Here is a 14,513-nt window from a genome sequence, read left to right as displayed (position 1 = left end):
AATCCCCCTGTTTCCATCCGATTTCCGTGCCCTTGCGTCACCTCTGGGACAGCCGCGGCGGCGCTTCCGCTTCCGCCGCGCAACGGCTATGCCGCCCACGTTGCGATGCTGCTCCTTTCCGCCCTCGGCGTCCTCCTGCTCACCGGCATGGCCTGGCTCCTCGGCTTCCGGGCCAGCCCGCCGCTTACCGCGGCGCGTGCCGCCGAGGAGGCGGGGCGCATCCCCGGCTTCCGGCCGGCTGGCGTGCATCTCTCCGCCGACGGCCGCTCGGCACTCGTCGAGGCCGAGGACGGGGCGCTCGCCGTGGTCCTTCCGCTCGGCGACCGGCTGGTCTCCCGCCCGTTGCCGCGCGGCGCGCTGCCGCAGGGCGGCACGCTCGACCTCGGCGAGCCGTTCCTCCGACGGGTGCCCCTGCCCATCCGCGCTCCCGGCTCTCGCCAATGACGCTGTCGCCGCCCCTGCCCGACCCGGTCCAGCTTGCCATCCCGCTGTTCGTCGCGCTCGTCCTCCTCGAGATGGTGGCGGTGAGGCTGCGCGGGGTCGGCGCCTATGAGTGGCGCGATGCCGGAGCGAGCCTCGCCCTGGGCCTTGGCTCGACGGTGGCGGGTGCGCTCGTCGCTGCACCGGTCGCAGGCGTCGCCGCCTTCGCGTACCAGTTCCGGCTGTTCGACATCCCCTTTGCCTGGTGGGCGTTCCTGCTCGCCTTCGTGGCCGACGACCTTGCCTATTACTGGTTCCACCGCACCGCCCACCGGGTGCGCTGGTTCTGGGCGAGCCATGTCGTCCACCACAGCTCGCAGCACTACAACCTGACGACGGCGCTGCGGCAGACCTGGACCGGCTTTGTAAGCCTCTCCTTCCTCTTCCGCCTGCCGCTGTTCCTCCTCGGCTTCCCGCCGGAGATGGTGGTCTTCGTGGCCGGGCTCAACCTCGTCTACCAGTTCTTCATCCATACCGAGCAGGTCGGCCGGCTTCCGCGGCTTGTCGAGGCGGTCTTGAACACGCCCTCCCACCACCGGGTCCACCATGCGACCAACCCGCGCTACCTTGACCGGAACTTCGGCGGCGTCTTCATCGTCTGGGACCGGCTGTTCGGAACCTTCGAGCCGGAGCGCGCGGATGACCGCCCGCGCTACGGAATCATCCGCAACCTGCCCACCCTCAACCCGCTCTGGGCCGCCGTCCACGAGTGGGTGGCGCTCGTGCGCGATCTTGCCCGGGCGCGCACCCCGGGCGCTGCGCTCGGGCTTGCCTTCGGCCCGCCCGGCTGGAAGCCCGATGACCGCTCGCTGACGGCGGATGCCATCCGCGCCGCCTTCGTTCGGGAGCAGGCGCAGGCATGATGGCGCGCCGGTTCCTCGTCGTCGTGGCCGTCGTCGCGACGCTCGTGCTGGCGCTCGCCATCGTCTGGCGGCTGGCCGGCCAGCGCCTCGTGACCTTCGCGCTCGCCCCCACCCTGCCTTTCGCCGAAAGCCCGCAGGCGCCCGCGCCGCGCTACGCCGAGGCCTCGGCGTGGATCGCCCGGCCCGACATTCCCGGCAACCCGGCGCTGTTCGTGCCCGAGGGCTACCGGCCGGCGCCCGCGCCCGCGGCCGCGGCCTTCTTCGTGCCGCCCACCGCCTTCTTCGCGCGCAGCCGCTGGAACGCTCCCCTCGACGACGCCGAGACCAACGCGCTCCTCGACCGCTACGTCGCAGCGCAGGCAAGCGTCTTCAACGGGATCGCGAGCCTCTGGGTACCGCGCTACCGGCAGGCCACCTTCGGCACCTTCCTGAAGGCCTCGCCCGATGCCGAGAAGGCGCTCGACCTTGCCTACGCGGACGTGGCGGCTGCCTTCGACGCCTTCGTCGCTGCCCAGCCGGCAGACCGGCCGCTCATCCTCGCCGGCCACAGCCAGGGCGCCCGCCACCTGCTCCGCCTCGTCGCCGACCGGGTCCGGGGAACCCCGCTCGCTGACCGCGTGGTCGCCGTCTACGCCGTCGGCTGGCCGGTCGCCTGGGAGGCGGACCTCCCCCGCCTCGGGGTTCCGGCCTGCGCGGGCCGCGAGCAGGCCGGATGTCTCCTTTCGTGGCAGAGCTTCGCGGCCGACGGCGACCTCGAAGGCTTCCTCGAGGGCGTCGCGCGCGTCCAGCGCCTCGATGGCGCCCCGTTCGGCACGGAACCGATGGTCTGCGTCAACCCGCTCGACGGCGCGGCGGCCCCGCCGGGACGCGCCGGCCCAGCGGTGGCCGCCGAGGCGAACCCCGGGGCCCTCAAGGAGCGGGAGCTTCTCCCGCGGCTGGTCGGCGCGCGCTGCGATGCCACGGGCCTCCTCCTCCTCGAGCCCGCCCCGCGCGACTTCGGCCGCTTCGTCCTGCCCGGCGGCAACTTCCACGTCTACGACATCAACCTCTTCTGGGCGGCGGTGCGCGCGGATGCCGAGGCCCGGCTCATGGCGCACGCCGCGCGCACGCTGAAGGACCTCGAGGGCTGAGCGCCGGGCCCCCGCCTCTCGTCACCGCCGACCCCGCCGCCTTCGCCGCCGCGGCGCCGAGCGGCCGCCTTGCCGGGCTCGACATCGGCACGAAGACCATCGGCATCGCCACCTCGACTGCGGACCGCGCCTTCGTCAGCCCGCGCGAGACGCTCGCCCGCCGCCGGCCCGCCGCCGACCTCGCAGCGCTCACCGCGCGTCTTGCCGCCGAGCAGGTGGTCGGCGTCGTCGTCGGGCTTCCCGTCCACCTCGACGGCCGCGAGGGGGACCGCGCCCGCTCGGTCCGCGCGCAGGCGCGCAACATCGCGGCCGCCTCGGGCCTTCCCGTGCTCCTCTGGGACGAGCGCTGGTCGACCGCCGCCGTCACCCGCGACATGCTGGACGCAGACCTCAGCCGGGCGAAGCGCGCAGCCGCAGTCGACCGGCTTGCCGCCGCCTGGATCCTCGAGGGGGCCTGCCGGCGCCTCACCCGCCTTGAAGCCGAGGGGGGCCAAGGGTAGGACCCGGGCCATGGCCTCCGCCACGGTCTCGGCGCCCTTCCCGCACCGGCACCTGCTCGCGATCGAGGGCCTGTCCCGGGCCGACATCCTCCAGCTTCTCGACGAGGCCGAGGCCTGGGTCGAGACCGGGCGCCACGCCCGCAAGCATGACGACCGGCTGGCCGGGCTCACCCAGGTCAACGCCTTCTTCGAGGCTTCGACCCGCACCCTCCTCTCGTTCGAGATCGCCGGCAAGCGGCTCGGCGCCGACGTCGTCAACCTGGTCGCCAGCCAGAGCTCGCTCAAGAAGGGCGAGACCCTGCTCGATACCGCCCTCACCCTCAACGCCATGCGCCCCGACGTCATCGTCATCCGCCACGAAAGCTCGGGCGCGGTGGCCCTCATCGCCGAGAAGGTGGACTGCCCCGTCATCAATGCCGGAGATGGCCGCCACGAGCACCCGACGCAGGCGCTGCTCGATGCGCTCACCATCCGCCGCCGCAAGGGCCGGATCGAGGGGCTCAAGGTCGCCATCTGCGGCGACATCCTCCACAGCCGCGTGGCCCGCTCCAACTTCCACCTCCTTGCGGCCCTCGGCGCCGAGGTGCGCGCGGTCGCGCCGCCGACGCTCATGCCCCATGGCGTCGAGCGGCTTGGCGCCCGGCCGTTCACGCGGATGGACGAGGGGCTCGCAGGCGCCGACGTCGTCATGATGCTCAGACTCCAGCTCGAGCGGATGGACGGCGCCTGGGTGCCCTCCACGCGCGAGTATTTCGCGACCTTCGGGCTCACCGAGGCGCGGCTCGCCCATGCCGCGCCCGACGTGCTCGTGATGCACCCCGGCCCCATGAACCGGGGCGTGGAGATCGCGTCCAGCGTTGCCGACGACATCCAGCGCTCCGCCATCACCGAGCAGGTGGAGATGGGGGTGGCGGTGCGCATGGCCTGCCTTGACCTGCTGACGCGCGCCCGCCGCGCGGAGCGGCCATGACCCCACCCGACCTCCTCGTCACGAACGCCCGCCTCCTCGACCCTGAGGCGGGGACCCTGGTGGCCGGCGACCTTCTCGTCCGAGAGCGGCGGATTGCCGCCCTCGGGCCCGGCCTCGCCGCGCCAGAGGGGGCGCGGGTGATCGACGCGCGAGGGCATGTCCTCGCACCGGCACTCATCGATTCCTGCGTGTTCCGCGCCGACATCGCCGCAGCGACGGCCGGCGGCATCGCCACCATGCTGCTCATGCCCGACCAGACCCCGCCGCTCGACGACCCGGCGCTCGTCGAGCGGGCGGAGCGGCTGGGCAAGCCGCGCCTCTGGGTCCGCCCCCTGGCGGCAGCGACCCGGCGCCTCGAGGGCCGCGAGCTCGCCGACCTCGCGCTCATGCAGGCGGCCGGCGCCGTCGGTGTGGCAACGGGCCGTGGCAGCATTGCCGACACCGCCGTCATGTTGCGCCTCCTGCGCTATGCCGGGGGCCTCGGCCTCGTCACCGTTTCCCACCCCGAGGATGCCGCGCTCGTCGCCGGCACGGTTGCGACCGAAGGCGATATGGCAACCCGGCTCGGCCTGCCGGCGGCACCTGCCGCGGCCGAGGCCCTCGCGATCGCCCGCGACCTCCGCCTCGCCGCGCTGACCGGCGCGCCGCTCCACATCCCTTGCGTGACGACCGCCGAGGGCGTGGCGCTGGTGCGGGCGGCCAAGGCCGCGGAGCAGGACGTGACGGCCGCCACTGCACCGCCCTACTGCCTCCTTTCCGACGCAGCGCTCGCCGGCTACCGCAGCTTCGCCCGGCTCTCGCCGCCGCTGCGCGCGGACGCCGACCGCCGGGCCGTCGTGGCCGCCCTTGCCGACGGCACCATCGACATGCTGGCAAGCCGCCACGACCCGCGCTCGTCCGACGAGAAGCGGCAGCCCTTCGCCGAGGCCGCGCCGGGCGATGCGGGAGCTGCCCTGCTGCTCCCGCTTGGCCTCTCGCTCGTCCACCAGGGCCTCCTTTCCCTCGAACGCCTGGTTGCCGCGGTGACGCTTGCGCCGGCGCGCCGCTTCGGCCTGCCCGGCGGCCGGCTTCAGCCGGACGCGCCGGCAGACCTGCTGCTTTTCGACCCGGATGCCCCCTGGCGCGTCGAGTCCGACAGGCTTCCCGGCCTTGCCGGCAACACGCCGTTCGACGGGCTTGGCGTCCAGGGGCGGGTGCTGCTGCTCGTCAAGGGCGGGGAAATCCTCCATTCCGCCCCCGAGGTGCCATGCCACGGCTGAGGCCCCTTGGCGTTGCCGGCCTGCTGCTGCTCGCGACGCCGGCGGGCGCCGACACGGCCGAGGGCGTGCGCCGCTGGCGCGCCGGCGACCACGCGGGCGCGGTCGCCGCCTGGCAGGCCCCCGCCGCGGCGGGCGACGCGGACGCGCTCTTCAACCTCGGCCAGGCCTACCGGCTGGGCCGGGGCGTGCCGATGAACCTCGACATCGCGCTCGACCACTACCGCCGGGCGAGCGCGCGCGGCCACCTGGCTGCCACCGCCAACCTTGGCATCACCCTCTTCCAGATGGGGCGCAAGACCGAGGCGCTCGCCCCCTTGCGCGCTGCGGCCGACGGGGGCGACGCCCGCGCCGCCTACGTGCTGGGGCTTGCCACCTTCGCCGGCGACGGCGCGCCCAGGAACCCGGTGCTCGGCCTTGCCTATGTGCGCCGGGCCGAGCAGCTCGGCCTCGAGCTCGCCGGCCCGCAGGTCGCGCGGATGTCCGCCCTTCTCTCCGAGGACGAACGCGCCCGCGCCGAGGCGACCGCAGCGGCGCTCGCCGCCGGCCGGCCGGTGGCCGTGGCGCTGGTGGAGGCGCCAAGGCCCGCCGCGGCCCCGGCCGCCGGTCCGGCACCGGTTGCCGACGACGAGGAGGTCGCCGAGCGCGCGGCCCCTGCGCCCGCGCCTGGCCGGACGGCTCCGCCCGCCGCGCGCCCGGGGGCCGAGCCACGGCAGTGGTTCGTCCAGCTGGGGGCCTACACCGGCGAGGCTGCCGCGCGGGCGGCCTGGGCCGCGCTCGTTGCCCAGGCGGCCGACCTTCTCGAGGGGCGGGCGCCGGTCTACGCACCGCGCGGCGGCCTCGTTCGCCTTCAGGTCGGCCCGCTTGCCGACCGTGCGGACGCTACCGCGCTCTGCAGCCGCCTCGCTGCCACCGGCCGGCCCTGCTTCGTCACAGGGGGCTGATCCCCCTCAAAAAAGAGCCGCTCGCGCACGCGCGAGCGGCCAGGGTTCAGGGAGGGAGCGTCAGGTTGCCAAGCCTGCATGCAGCGGCAGCCTGCCACTCGCACGGGCGACGAAAGGGGGACATCGTGGCCCGCACCCCGAACATGCGGGGGCGGAGCGCGAAAATCAAGATGCGGCAGTCGGCCGCGACACCGGCACCCGCGCGTCCCGCGCGCGATAGCGCCTCACGGAACCCTCCGCCTCGACCTCGGCACGGCCGCGGCGCACGAGCCAGGCCAGGTGGGCGAGGGCCTCGCCGGTTGCCATCTGCAGCTCGTCGGTCGCGATCGCGCGGCCGAACAGCGCCGGGAAGCAGGCCGTGACCGTGCGCGGCTCGGCAAGCATCGCCGCCAGGCGGTCGAGCTTGTCGTGGTGGTCGCGCTCGAGCTGGTCGATCCGCCGGTGGAGCCCGAGGAACGGCTCGTTGTGGGCCGGGAGCACCAGGGTCTCCTCCGGCAGCTCCCGCAGACGGGCGAGGCTGTCGAGCCAGTCGCCGAGCGGGTCGGCCTCCGGTTCCGTCGGGTAGACCGAGACGTTCGAGGTGATTCGCGGCAGCACCTGGTCGCCTGAGATGAGGAGCCCCGCCTCCGGGCAGTGCAGGCAGGCATGTTCCGGGCTGTGGCCGGAGCCCACCACAACCGTCCAGCTGCGCCCGCCGATGTCGAGCCGGTCGCCGTCGCGCAGGCGTTGGTAGCCGGTCGGCAGCCGCGAGACGCCGCGGGCGAAGCGGCCCCAGCCGGCCGCCTCCATCCGCCGGATCTGCTCCTCGCTCCAGCCGGCAGCCGCGTAGAAGGCGAGGACGTCGGCGGGCACCTCGGGTGCGACGTCGAGGGTGAGCACCCGTGCGAGCATGAATTCGCCGCGGGTCATGAGGAGCGGGGCCTGGCACTTGCGCGAAAGCCAGCCGGCGAGGCCGATGTGATCGGGGTGATAGTGGGTGACGAGGATGCGCCCGACCGGCCGGCCGGCAAGCGGCCCGGCAAGGAGCGCCCGCCAGTGGTCGGCAACCGCCGGGCTGTTGACCCCGGTGTCGACCACCACCCAGTGGTCCCCGCCGTCGAGCAGCCAGAGGTTGATGTGGTCGAGGCTGAACGGCAGCGGCATGCGCAGCCACCACACGCCTTCCGCCACCTCGGCAAGCGCGCCGTCGGCCGGCCGGGCCATGCCGTAGGGATAGACCAGCCCGCGCCGCTCGAGCGGCACGCGCGGCAGTGGGCTGGCGGGGCTCACGGGGCGGAGACGCTCACGCGCGGAACAGCCGGTCCGGGTCAAGCGGCTGACCTTCGTCGGCCGTCTCGGCAGCTGCTGCCTGCGCTTCGCGTTCGCGCCGGAGCTGCTCGAGCATCGCCGCCCGGTCGGTGCCGAGGCGGGTGTCCTGTTCCGGCTCGATGCCGGCCTTCTTCGCCGCCTTCGCGACCAGCGCGTCGAGCTCGCGCTGCGAGCAGAGGCCGAGCGTCACCGGGTCCTTCGGCGTGATGTTGGCGATGTTCCAGTGCTCGCGGTTGCGGATGGCCGCAATCGTCGCCTTGGTGGTGCCGATGAGCTTCGCGATCTGGGCATCCGTGATCTCGGGATGGTTGCGGATGATCCACATGATCCCGTCGGGCTTGTCCTGCCGCTTGGCGACCGGCGTGTAGCGCGGACCGGAGGTGCGCCGCTGCGGCTGCGGGCCGGGCTTGATTTTCAGCCGGTAGGAGGGGTCGGCCTGGCCCTTCTCGATCTCGGCCATGTCGAGCTCGCCGGCGCGCACCGGGTCACGCGGGGTGAGCTTGGTGGCCGCGGTCTCGTCGGCGATGGCCTGCACCTCGAGGACGTGGATGCCGCAGAAGTCGGCGATCTGCTGGAAGGTGAGAGCCGTGTTCTCGACCAGCCAGGTGGCGGTCGCGTGGGGCATGAGCGGCTGGGTCCGGTTCGGTTCGGCGCGGGAGTGGGCAGCCATCGCGAGGATCCTCGGGCGTCGACAGGAAAATGGCCACCCGCGAACGGGTGGCCAGCACTGGCCTTCATAGGAAGAAGGGGACCGGGATGCAATGCAGGTGCGGCGCGCCGTGTCCCGGGATCAGACGTCGATGCCGCGCGCCGCAACCTCGGCCGACAGCGCGGCGCGGATGTCGGCCCCCGGCGTGTCCAGCCACAGCGCCATCTTCGCGGCAATGGGCGCAAGCTCTGCCGAGCGCACCATGGCCTTGACCGGGCCGATGCCGGCCGGCGTGATGGAGAGCCGGCGCACCCCGATCGCGAGCAGGGCGAGCGCCTCGAGGGGCCGGCCGCCCATCTCGCCGCAGACCGTCACCGTGACGCCCCGCTCTTCGGCCGCGCGGACCACCCGGGCGAGGTAGCGGAGCACCCCGCGCGAGAGCCAGTCGTAGCGGGCGGCAAGCTTGGGGTTGCCGCGGTCGGCCGCGAGGAGGAACTGGACGAGGTCGTTGGTGCCGATCGACAGGAAGTCGACCATCGGGAGGAGCTCGTCGAGCGTCTCGCCGAGCGCCGGCACCTCGAGCATGGCGCCGTAGCGCACGGCGGAGGGAAGCGGCCGGCCGCGGACGGCCATCGCGGCGCGCGCGGCCTCCACCACCGCCTTGGCCTCGGCGAACTCCCAGGCCTCGGCGATCATCGGGAACATGAGGTTGAGCTCGCGGCCCGCCGCGGCCTCGAGAAGCGCCCGGGCCTGGACGGTGAGAAGGCCCTTGCGCTCGAGCGCGAGGCGCAGCGCCCGCCAGCCCATGGCCGGGTTCTCCTCGCCGCCCTCGCGCGCCGAGATGTAGGGCACCGCCTTGTCGCCGCCGATGTCGACGGTACGGAAGATGACCGGCCGGTCGCCGGCCGCATCGAGCACGTCGCGGTAGAGCGCGATCTGTCGCTCCTTGCGCGGCAGGGTGGCCGAGACGAGGAACTGGAACTCCGTGCGGAACAGGCCGATCCCGTCGGCATTGGTCAGCGCAAGCGCCGGCAGATCGCTGCGGAGCCCGGCGTTGATGAAGAGGCTGACGCGGATCCCGTCGCGGCTGACGGCGGGCAGGTCGCGCAGGGCCTCGAAGCCCGCCTGGCGCCGGGCGCGCAGCGCGGCCTGCTCCTCGTAGTTGCGCACCACGCTCGCCTGCGGCCGCACGAACAGGGCGCCGGCGCCTGCGTCGAGAATGAGCGGGTCCCCCTCGGCCACCTGGTCCCTGAGCCGCTGGATGCGGCCGACCATGGGCACGCCCATGGCACGGGCGATGATGGTGACGTGCGCCGTCAAGGAGCCTTCCTCGAGCGCCACGCCCTTCAGATACCGCCGGTCATACTCGAGGAGCTCGGCAGGCCCGAGGTTGCGGGCAATGAGGATCATGTCTTCCTTGAGGCCGAGGCGCGCCGCAGTGCCGAGCTTGCCCGAGATGATGCGGATGAGCCGGTTCGAGAGATCGTCGAGGTCGTGCAGCCGCTCGGCCAGATAGGGATCGCTCGAGCCCGCCATGCGGATCCGCTGCGCCTGGGCGACGGTCTCGATCGCCGCCTCGGCCGTCAGCCCGCCCTCGACGGCATCGTGGATCCGCCGCGCCCAGCCCTCGTCGAAGGCGAACATCTTGTAAGTCTCGAGGATCTCGTCGTGGTCGCCCGGCCCCGCGAACTCGGCCTGCCGGACCATCGCGTCCACCTGCTCGCGCAGCGCCCGGAAACCCGCCTCGAGCCGCCGCCGCTCGGCCTCGACATCGTCGGCGACGGTGCGCTCGATCCTGACCCGCGGCTGGTGGAACACGGCCACGCCGCGGGCGACGCCGTCCACCAGCCTCAGGCCGGGCAGCCTGAGCGCGGCGGTCTCGCGCGGGCGCGGCGCGGCGGCCGGCTCCGCACCGAGGCCCGAGGCGGCAATCAGCTCCGCCAGCACCATGGCAACCGTCTGCAGCGCCTCGATCTCGAACTCGTCGTAGGCGCGGGGCTGGACGTGCTGGACGGCGAGCACGCCGATGACCGCCTCGCGGCGGATGATGGGCACGCCGGCGAAGCTGTGGAACCGCTCCTCGCCGGTTTCCGGGCGGTAGGCAAAGCGCGGGTGAGACGAGGCCTCGGCGAGGTTGAGGGGCGCGCGGGTCTCGGCGATGGTGCCGACGAGCCCCTGGCCGATTCCAAGCCGGGTGACGTGCACCGCCTCCTGCTTCAGGCCATGGGTGGCGAAGAGCTCGAGCGCGCCGTCCTTCACGAGGTAGATGGACGCCACCTCCGAGCCGAGTTCGGCGGCGACGATCCGGGTCACCTCGTCGAGCTTGGCCTGCGCCGGGGTGCGCGCCGCCATCACGTCATGGAGACGGCGGAGGATCTCCCTGGCGCTGCCGACCGGCATCAGGCCGGCTCGGGGACCCGCACCCGTGCGAGCGCGGCCTCCGCCTCGGCAACGAGCTGCGCGATGATGGTCGCGACCGGCTCGATCGCCCGCACCATGCCGACCGACTGGCCCGCCATGAGGGAGCCGGTCTCGACGTCGCCGTCGATCACGGCGCGGCGCAGCGCGCCGGCCCAGAAGTGCTCGATCTCGAGGCTGGCCGCGGCCGGGTCGATCTCGCCGCGGTCGAGCCGCGCGGCCACCTCGCGCTGCTTGGCGAGGAAGGCCGCGGTGCCGGCGTTCCGCAGCGCGCGCACCGGGATGACCGGCAGGCGCGGGTCGAGCTGGACGGAGGCGACCGCATCGCGGGCGGCGGCGCGCAGGAAGGCCTGCTTGAACGCCGGGTGGGCGATGCTCTCGGCGGCTGCCGCGAAGCGGGTGCCGAGCTGCACGCCGCTCGCCCCCATCTCGACCAGCGCGGCAACGCCGGCGCCGTGGCCGATGCCGCCGGCGGCGAAGATCACCGCTTCAGGAAGCGCCGGGAGGATTTCCTGGGCCAGGACGGCAAGGCTGACGGGGCCGATGTGGCCGCCGGCTTCCGAACCCTCGATGACGAGTGCATCGACGCCCGAGCGCAGGAGCTTGCGGGCAACCGCGAGGTTGGGCGCGAAGCAGAGGAGCCGGGCGAAGTCCTTGACGGCCGCGATCGCAGGTGCCGGGGGCAGGCCGCCGGCGAGGACCACGTGGCTCACCCGGAGCTCCGCGCACACGCGGATGAGGTCGCCGAGCATGGGGTGGAGCGTGATGAGGTTGACGCCGAACGGCCGGTCGGTGAGTCTGCGCGTGGCCTCGATCTCGGCGGCGAGCATGTCGGGCGCCATGGCGCCGCAGGCGATCACGCCGAAGCCGCCGGCGTTCGAGATGGCCGAGACGAGGGTCCGCTCCGAGACCCAGGTCATCGCCCCGCCAAGGATGGCGTGGCGGGTGCCGAGGAAGGCGCGGCCGCGCGCCGTCAGCCGGTCGAGGTGCGGCGTTTCGCTCATGCCGGCGCGTCGAGGCCGTAGGCCGTGTGCAGCACGCGCACGGCAAGCTCGAGATATTCCTCGGCAATGAGGACCGAGATCTTGATCTCGGAGGTGGTGATCGCCTGGATGTTGATGCCGCGCTCGGCCAGCGCCCGGAACATGGTGACGGCGACGCCCGCGTGGCTCTTCATGCCGACCCCCACCACCGAGACCTTGACCACGCCCTCATCCGCGATGAGGCGCGCGAAGCCGACCTCGGAGCGCACGGCATCGAGGATGGTGCGTGCCCGCGCCAGCTCGGTGCGCGGGATGGTGAAGGTGACGTCCGTCGTCGGCCGGTCGTGGGCGATGTTCTGGACGATCATGTCCACGTTGATGTTCGCATCCGCCAGCGCGCCGAAGATGGCGGCCACCGCCCCCGGCCGGTCGGGCACGTCCACGATCGTCACCTTCGCCTCGTTGCGGTCGTAGGCCACGCCGGCAATCAGTTCCTGCTCCACGATCTCGTCCTCGTCGACGACCAGCGTGCCGGGCGCGTCCGAGAAGCTCGAGAGCACCGACAGCCGGACCTTCTCCTTCATCGCCAGCTCGACCGAGCGGGTCTGCAGCACCTTGGCGCCCACGCTGGCCAGCTCGAGCATCTCCTCGTAGGTGATGCGCGCGAGCTTGCGCGCCCGGGGCACGATCCTGGGGTCCGTCGTGTAGACGCCCTCGACGTCGGTGTAGATGTCGCAGCGGTCGGCGCGAAGTGCCGCTGCGACCGCCACGGCCGACGTATCCGAGCCGCCGCGGCCCAGCGTCGTCACCCGCCCTCCCTCCGTCACCCCCTGGAAGCCGGGGATGACGGCGACCTGCCCCGCCGCGAACGCCGCACGCAGGCCTTCGGTGCCGATCTCGCGGATGCGGGCCACGCCGTGGGCGGCGCTGGTCGAAACCGGCAGCTGCCAGCCGAGGAAGGAGCGGGCCGGCACCCCCATGGCGTTGAGCGCGATGGCAAGGAGGCCGGTCGTCACCTGCTCGCCGGAGGAGACCACCACGTCATACTCGGCCGGGTCGGCAAGCGCCGAGGCTTCGCGGCAGAGCGCGACCAGCCGGTCCGTCTCGCCTGCCATCGCCGAGACCACGACGGCGACCTGGTGGCCGGCCTCGACCTCCCGTCTGACGCGGCTGGCGACGCTCCTGATGCGCTCGATGCCGGCCATCGAGGTGCCGCCGAACTTCATGACGAGAAGGGACATGCGCGGGAATCTTCGTTCAGGGCTCGCGTGGCGTTTACGGACTGCCGCCGCCCCGGGCAACCGCCGCCATTGCCTTGCAAAGGCGGCTCTGGTATTCCGCCTTCCGTGAGCGAACGCCTCCTTCGACTTACGCGCCCCCGGGCGCGCTGATCCGCCGAGCGGGGCTCCGCTCGCGCGCCCGAGGGGAGACGAAACCGACCACCCTCCCGGAGGCCCAGCTCATGACGACCGACCGCATCCTCATCTTCGACACCACGCTTCGCGACGGCGAGCAGTCCCCGGGCTGCTCGATGAACCTCGAGGAAAAGCTCCGCGTCGCCGCCCAGCTCGAGGCACTCGGCGTCGACATCATCGAGGCCGGCTTCGCGATTGCCTCGGAAGGCGACTTCGAGGCCGTCGAGGCCGTCGCCCGCCAGGCCGAGCGCGCCATCGTCGCGAGCCTCGCGCGCGCCAACCGCGCCGACATCGAGCGCGCCGCCCAGGCGCTGAAGCCCGCAAGGCGCCCGCGCATCCACACCTTCATCGCCACCTCGCCACTCCACATGAAGGTCAAGCTCGGCAAGTCGCCCGAGGAGGTCCTGGAGGCCATCCGCGAGTCAGTCACTTTCGCGCGGAACCTCGTCGAGGATGTCGAGTGGTCGGCCGAGGACGCGACCCGCTCGGAGCCCGACTTCCTCGCCCGCGCGATCGAGACGGCAATCCGCGCCGGCGCGAGCACCATCAACCTGCCCGACACCGTCGGCTACGCCACGCCCGAGACCTACGGCGCCCTGTTCCGCGATATGCTGAACCGGGTGCCCAACGCCGACAAGGCCATCTTCTCCACCCACTGCCACAATGACCTGGGGCTCGCGGTTGCCAACACGCTCGCGGCCGTCATGGCGGGCGCACGGCAGGTCGAATCGACGGTGAACGGCATCGGCGAGCGCGCCGGCAACGCCGCCGTCGAGGAGATCGCGATGGCGCTTCGCGTGCGCCACGATGTCCTCCCCTTCCGCACCGGGATCGTGACGACCGAGATCACCCGGGCCAGCCGCCTTGTCTCGGCGGTGACCGGCATGCAGGTCCAGCCCAACAAGGCGATCGTCGGCGCCAACGCCTTCGCCCATGAATCGGGCATCCACCAGGACGGGATGCTGAAGGACGCCGCCACCTACGAGATCATGACGCCCGAGTCGGTCGGCCAGGCGCAGTCGAGCCTGGTGCTCGGAAAGCACTCGGGCCGCGCCGCCTTCCGCGACAAGCTCGCCCAGCTCGGCTACAGCCTCGCCGACAACGAGTTCGCCGATGCCTTCCGCCGCTTCAAGGACCTGGCCGATGCCAAGAAGCAGGTGTTCGACGAGGACATCATCGCCCTCGTCGATGACGAGGTGCTGCGCGGCCATGACCGCATCCAGGTCAGCGAAGTCGAGGTCTACTGCGGCTCGACCGGCCAGGCCCGCGCCATCCTGACGCTGAGCGTGGACGGCGAGGAGAAGATGGCGGCCGCCAAGGGCACGGGGCCAGTCGATGCCCTGTTCAAGGCGGTGCGCGCGATCGTCCCCCACCCCGAGGCGCATCTCCTGCGCTACGAGGTGGCGGCCGTGACCGCCGGCACCGACGCCCAGGCCGAGGTCTCGGTGGTGCTCGGCGAGGCCGGCCGCACCGCCCGCGGGGTCGGCGCCCACACCGACACGCTGGTGGCCAGCGCCCGAGCCTATGTGAACGCCCTCAACAAGCTGCTCGTGAAGCGCGGCAGGAGCGCCCTCGCCGCCTGAGGCGGCTGGCGCGA

Annotated in this window: 13 protein-coding genes; 8 read left to right on the top strand and 5 right to left on the bottom strand. The window is 72.9% G+C overall.

The window, feature by feature from the left end; all coding sequences use genetic code 11:
- The first annotated feature begins 105 nt into the window (after nt 1-105).
- The 7 genes from H3H34_RS12410 to H3H34_RS12380 are packed head-to-tail and all read left to right on the top strand — an operon-like array spanning nt 106 to nt 6,143.
- Complete coding sequence (locus tag H3H34_RS12410) at nt 106-444, top strand: hypothetical protein (RefSeq protein ID WP_194745607.1); 339 nt, start codon at nt 106-108, stop codon at nt 442-444.
- Nucleotides 441-1,343 carry a sterol desaturase family protein gene (locus tag H3H34_RS12405; protein WP_194745606.1) on the top strand — a complete coding sequence of 301 codons (903 nt, stop codon included), beginning with the start codon at nt 441-443 and terminating at the stop codon, nt 1,341-1,343. Before H3H34_RS12410 ends, H3H34_RS12405 begins: the two co-directional genes overlap by 4 nt.
- Entirely contained in the window at nt 1,340-2,473 is a 1,134-nt protein-coding gene (locus tag H3H34_RS12400; RefSeq protein WP_328832049.1) for a DUF3089 domain-containing protein, read from the top strand. The genes H3H34_RS12405 and H3H34_RS12400 overlap by 4 nt, the downstream gene beginning before the upstream one ends.
- Nucleotides 2,470-2,973: a Holliday junction resolvase RuvX gene (gene ruvX / locus H3H34_RS12395; RefSeq protein WP_194745666.1), complete on the top strand. Its 504-nt coding sequence runs from the start codon at nt 2,470-2,472 to the stop codon at nt 2,971-2,973. The genes H3H34_RS12400 and ruvX overlap by 4 nt, the downstream gene beginning before the upstream one ends.
- Before the next feature lie 10 nt (nt 2,974-2,983).
- Nucleotides 2,984-3,943, top strand: a complete 960-nt coding sequence (locus H3H34_RS12390) for an aspartate carbamoyltransferase catalytic subunit (protein ID WP_194745605.1) — start codon at nt 2,984-2,986, stop codon at nt 3,941-3,943.
- Nucleotides 3,940-5,202, top strand: coding sequence for a dihydroorotase (locus H3H34_RS12385; RefSeq protein WP_194745604.1), 1,263 nt, complete (start codon nt 3,940-3,942; stop codon nt 5,200-5,202). Before H3H34_RS12390 ends, H3H34_RS12385 begins: the two co-directional genes overlap by 4 nt.
- Complete coding sequence (locus tag H3H34_RS12380) at nt 5,190-6,143, top strand: SPOR domain-containing protein (protein WP_194745603.1); 954 nt, start codon at nt 5,190-5,192, stop codon at nt 6,141-6,143. The genes H3H34_RS12385 and H3H34_RS12380 overlap by 13 nt, the downstream gene beginning before the upstream one ends.
- Nucleotides 6,144-6,308: 165 nt before the next feature.
- On the opposite strand, the gene H3H34_RS12375 is transcribed toward H3H34_RS12380, so the two are convergent.
- The 5 genes from H3H34_RS12375 to H3H34_RS12355 all read right to left on the bottom strand — a co-directional run bounded on the left by H3H34_RS12375 (nt 6,309) and on the right by H3H34_RS12355 (nt 12,742).
- The gene (locus H3H34_RS12375; protein WP_207790942.1) at nt 6,309-7,412 is read right to left on the bottom strand and encodes an MBL fold metallo-hydrolase; all 1,104 of its coding nucleotides are present in this window, start codon (nt 7,410-7,412) and stop codon (nt 6,309-6,311) included.
- 13 nt (nt 7,413-7,425) lie between these two features.
- Nucleotides 7,426-8,121: a DUF1013 domain-containing protein gene (locus H3H34_RS12370; protein ID WP_235945938.1), complete on the bottom strand. Its 696-nt coding sequence runs from the start codon at nt 8,119-8,121 to the stop codon at nt 7,426-7,428.
- 120 nt (nt 8,122-8,241) lie between these two features.
- Nucleotides 8,242-10,500 carry a phosphoenolpyruvate--protein phosphotransferase gene (gene ptsP, locus H3H34_RS12365; RefSeq protein ID WP_194745602.1) on the bottom strand — a complete coding sequence of 753 codons (2,259 nt, stop codon included), beginning with the start codon at nt 10,498-10,500 and terminating at the stop codon, nt 8,242-8,244.
- Nucleotides 10,500-11,522 carry an NAD(P)H-dependent flavin oxidoreductase gene (locus H3H34_RS12360; RefSeq protein WP_194745601.1) on the bottom strand — a complete coding sequence of 341 codons (1,023 nt, stop codon included), beginning with the start codon at nt 11,520-11,522 and terminating at the stop codon, nt 10,500-10,502. Before H3H34_RS12360 ends, ptsP begins: the two co-directional genes overlap by 1 nt.
- On the bottom strand, nt 11,519-12,742 hold the full coding sequence (locus tag H3H34_RS12355) for an aspartate kinase (protein ID WP_194745600.1): 1,224 nt from the start codon (nt 12,740-12,742) through the stop codon (nt 11,519-11,521). Before H3H34_RS12355 ends, H3H34_RS12360 begins: the two co-directional genes overlap by 4 nt.
- Before the next feature lie 221 nt (nt 12,743-12,963).
- On the opposite strand from H3H34_RS12355, the gene H3H34_RS12350 reads away from it, so the two are divergent.
- Nucleotides 12,964-14,499, top strand: coding sequence for a 2-isopropylmalate synthase (locus tag H3H34_RS12350; RefSeq protein ID WP_194745599.1), 1,536 nt, complete (start codon nt 12,964-12,966; stop codon nt 14,497-14,499).
- Nucleotides 14,500-14,513 lie beyond the last annotated feature (14 nt).

The sequence above is a fragment of the Thermaurantiacus tibetensis genome (genome assembly GCF_015354055.1).
GTDB classification, from domain to species: Bacteria; Pseudomonadota; Alphaproteobacteria; order Sphingomonadales; family Sphingomonadaceae; genus Thermaurantiacus; species Thermaurantiacus tibetensis.
The sequence above is the reverse complement of the archived record's forward strand: the minus strand, read 5'-3'. Positions and strand labels throughout refer to the sequence as shown.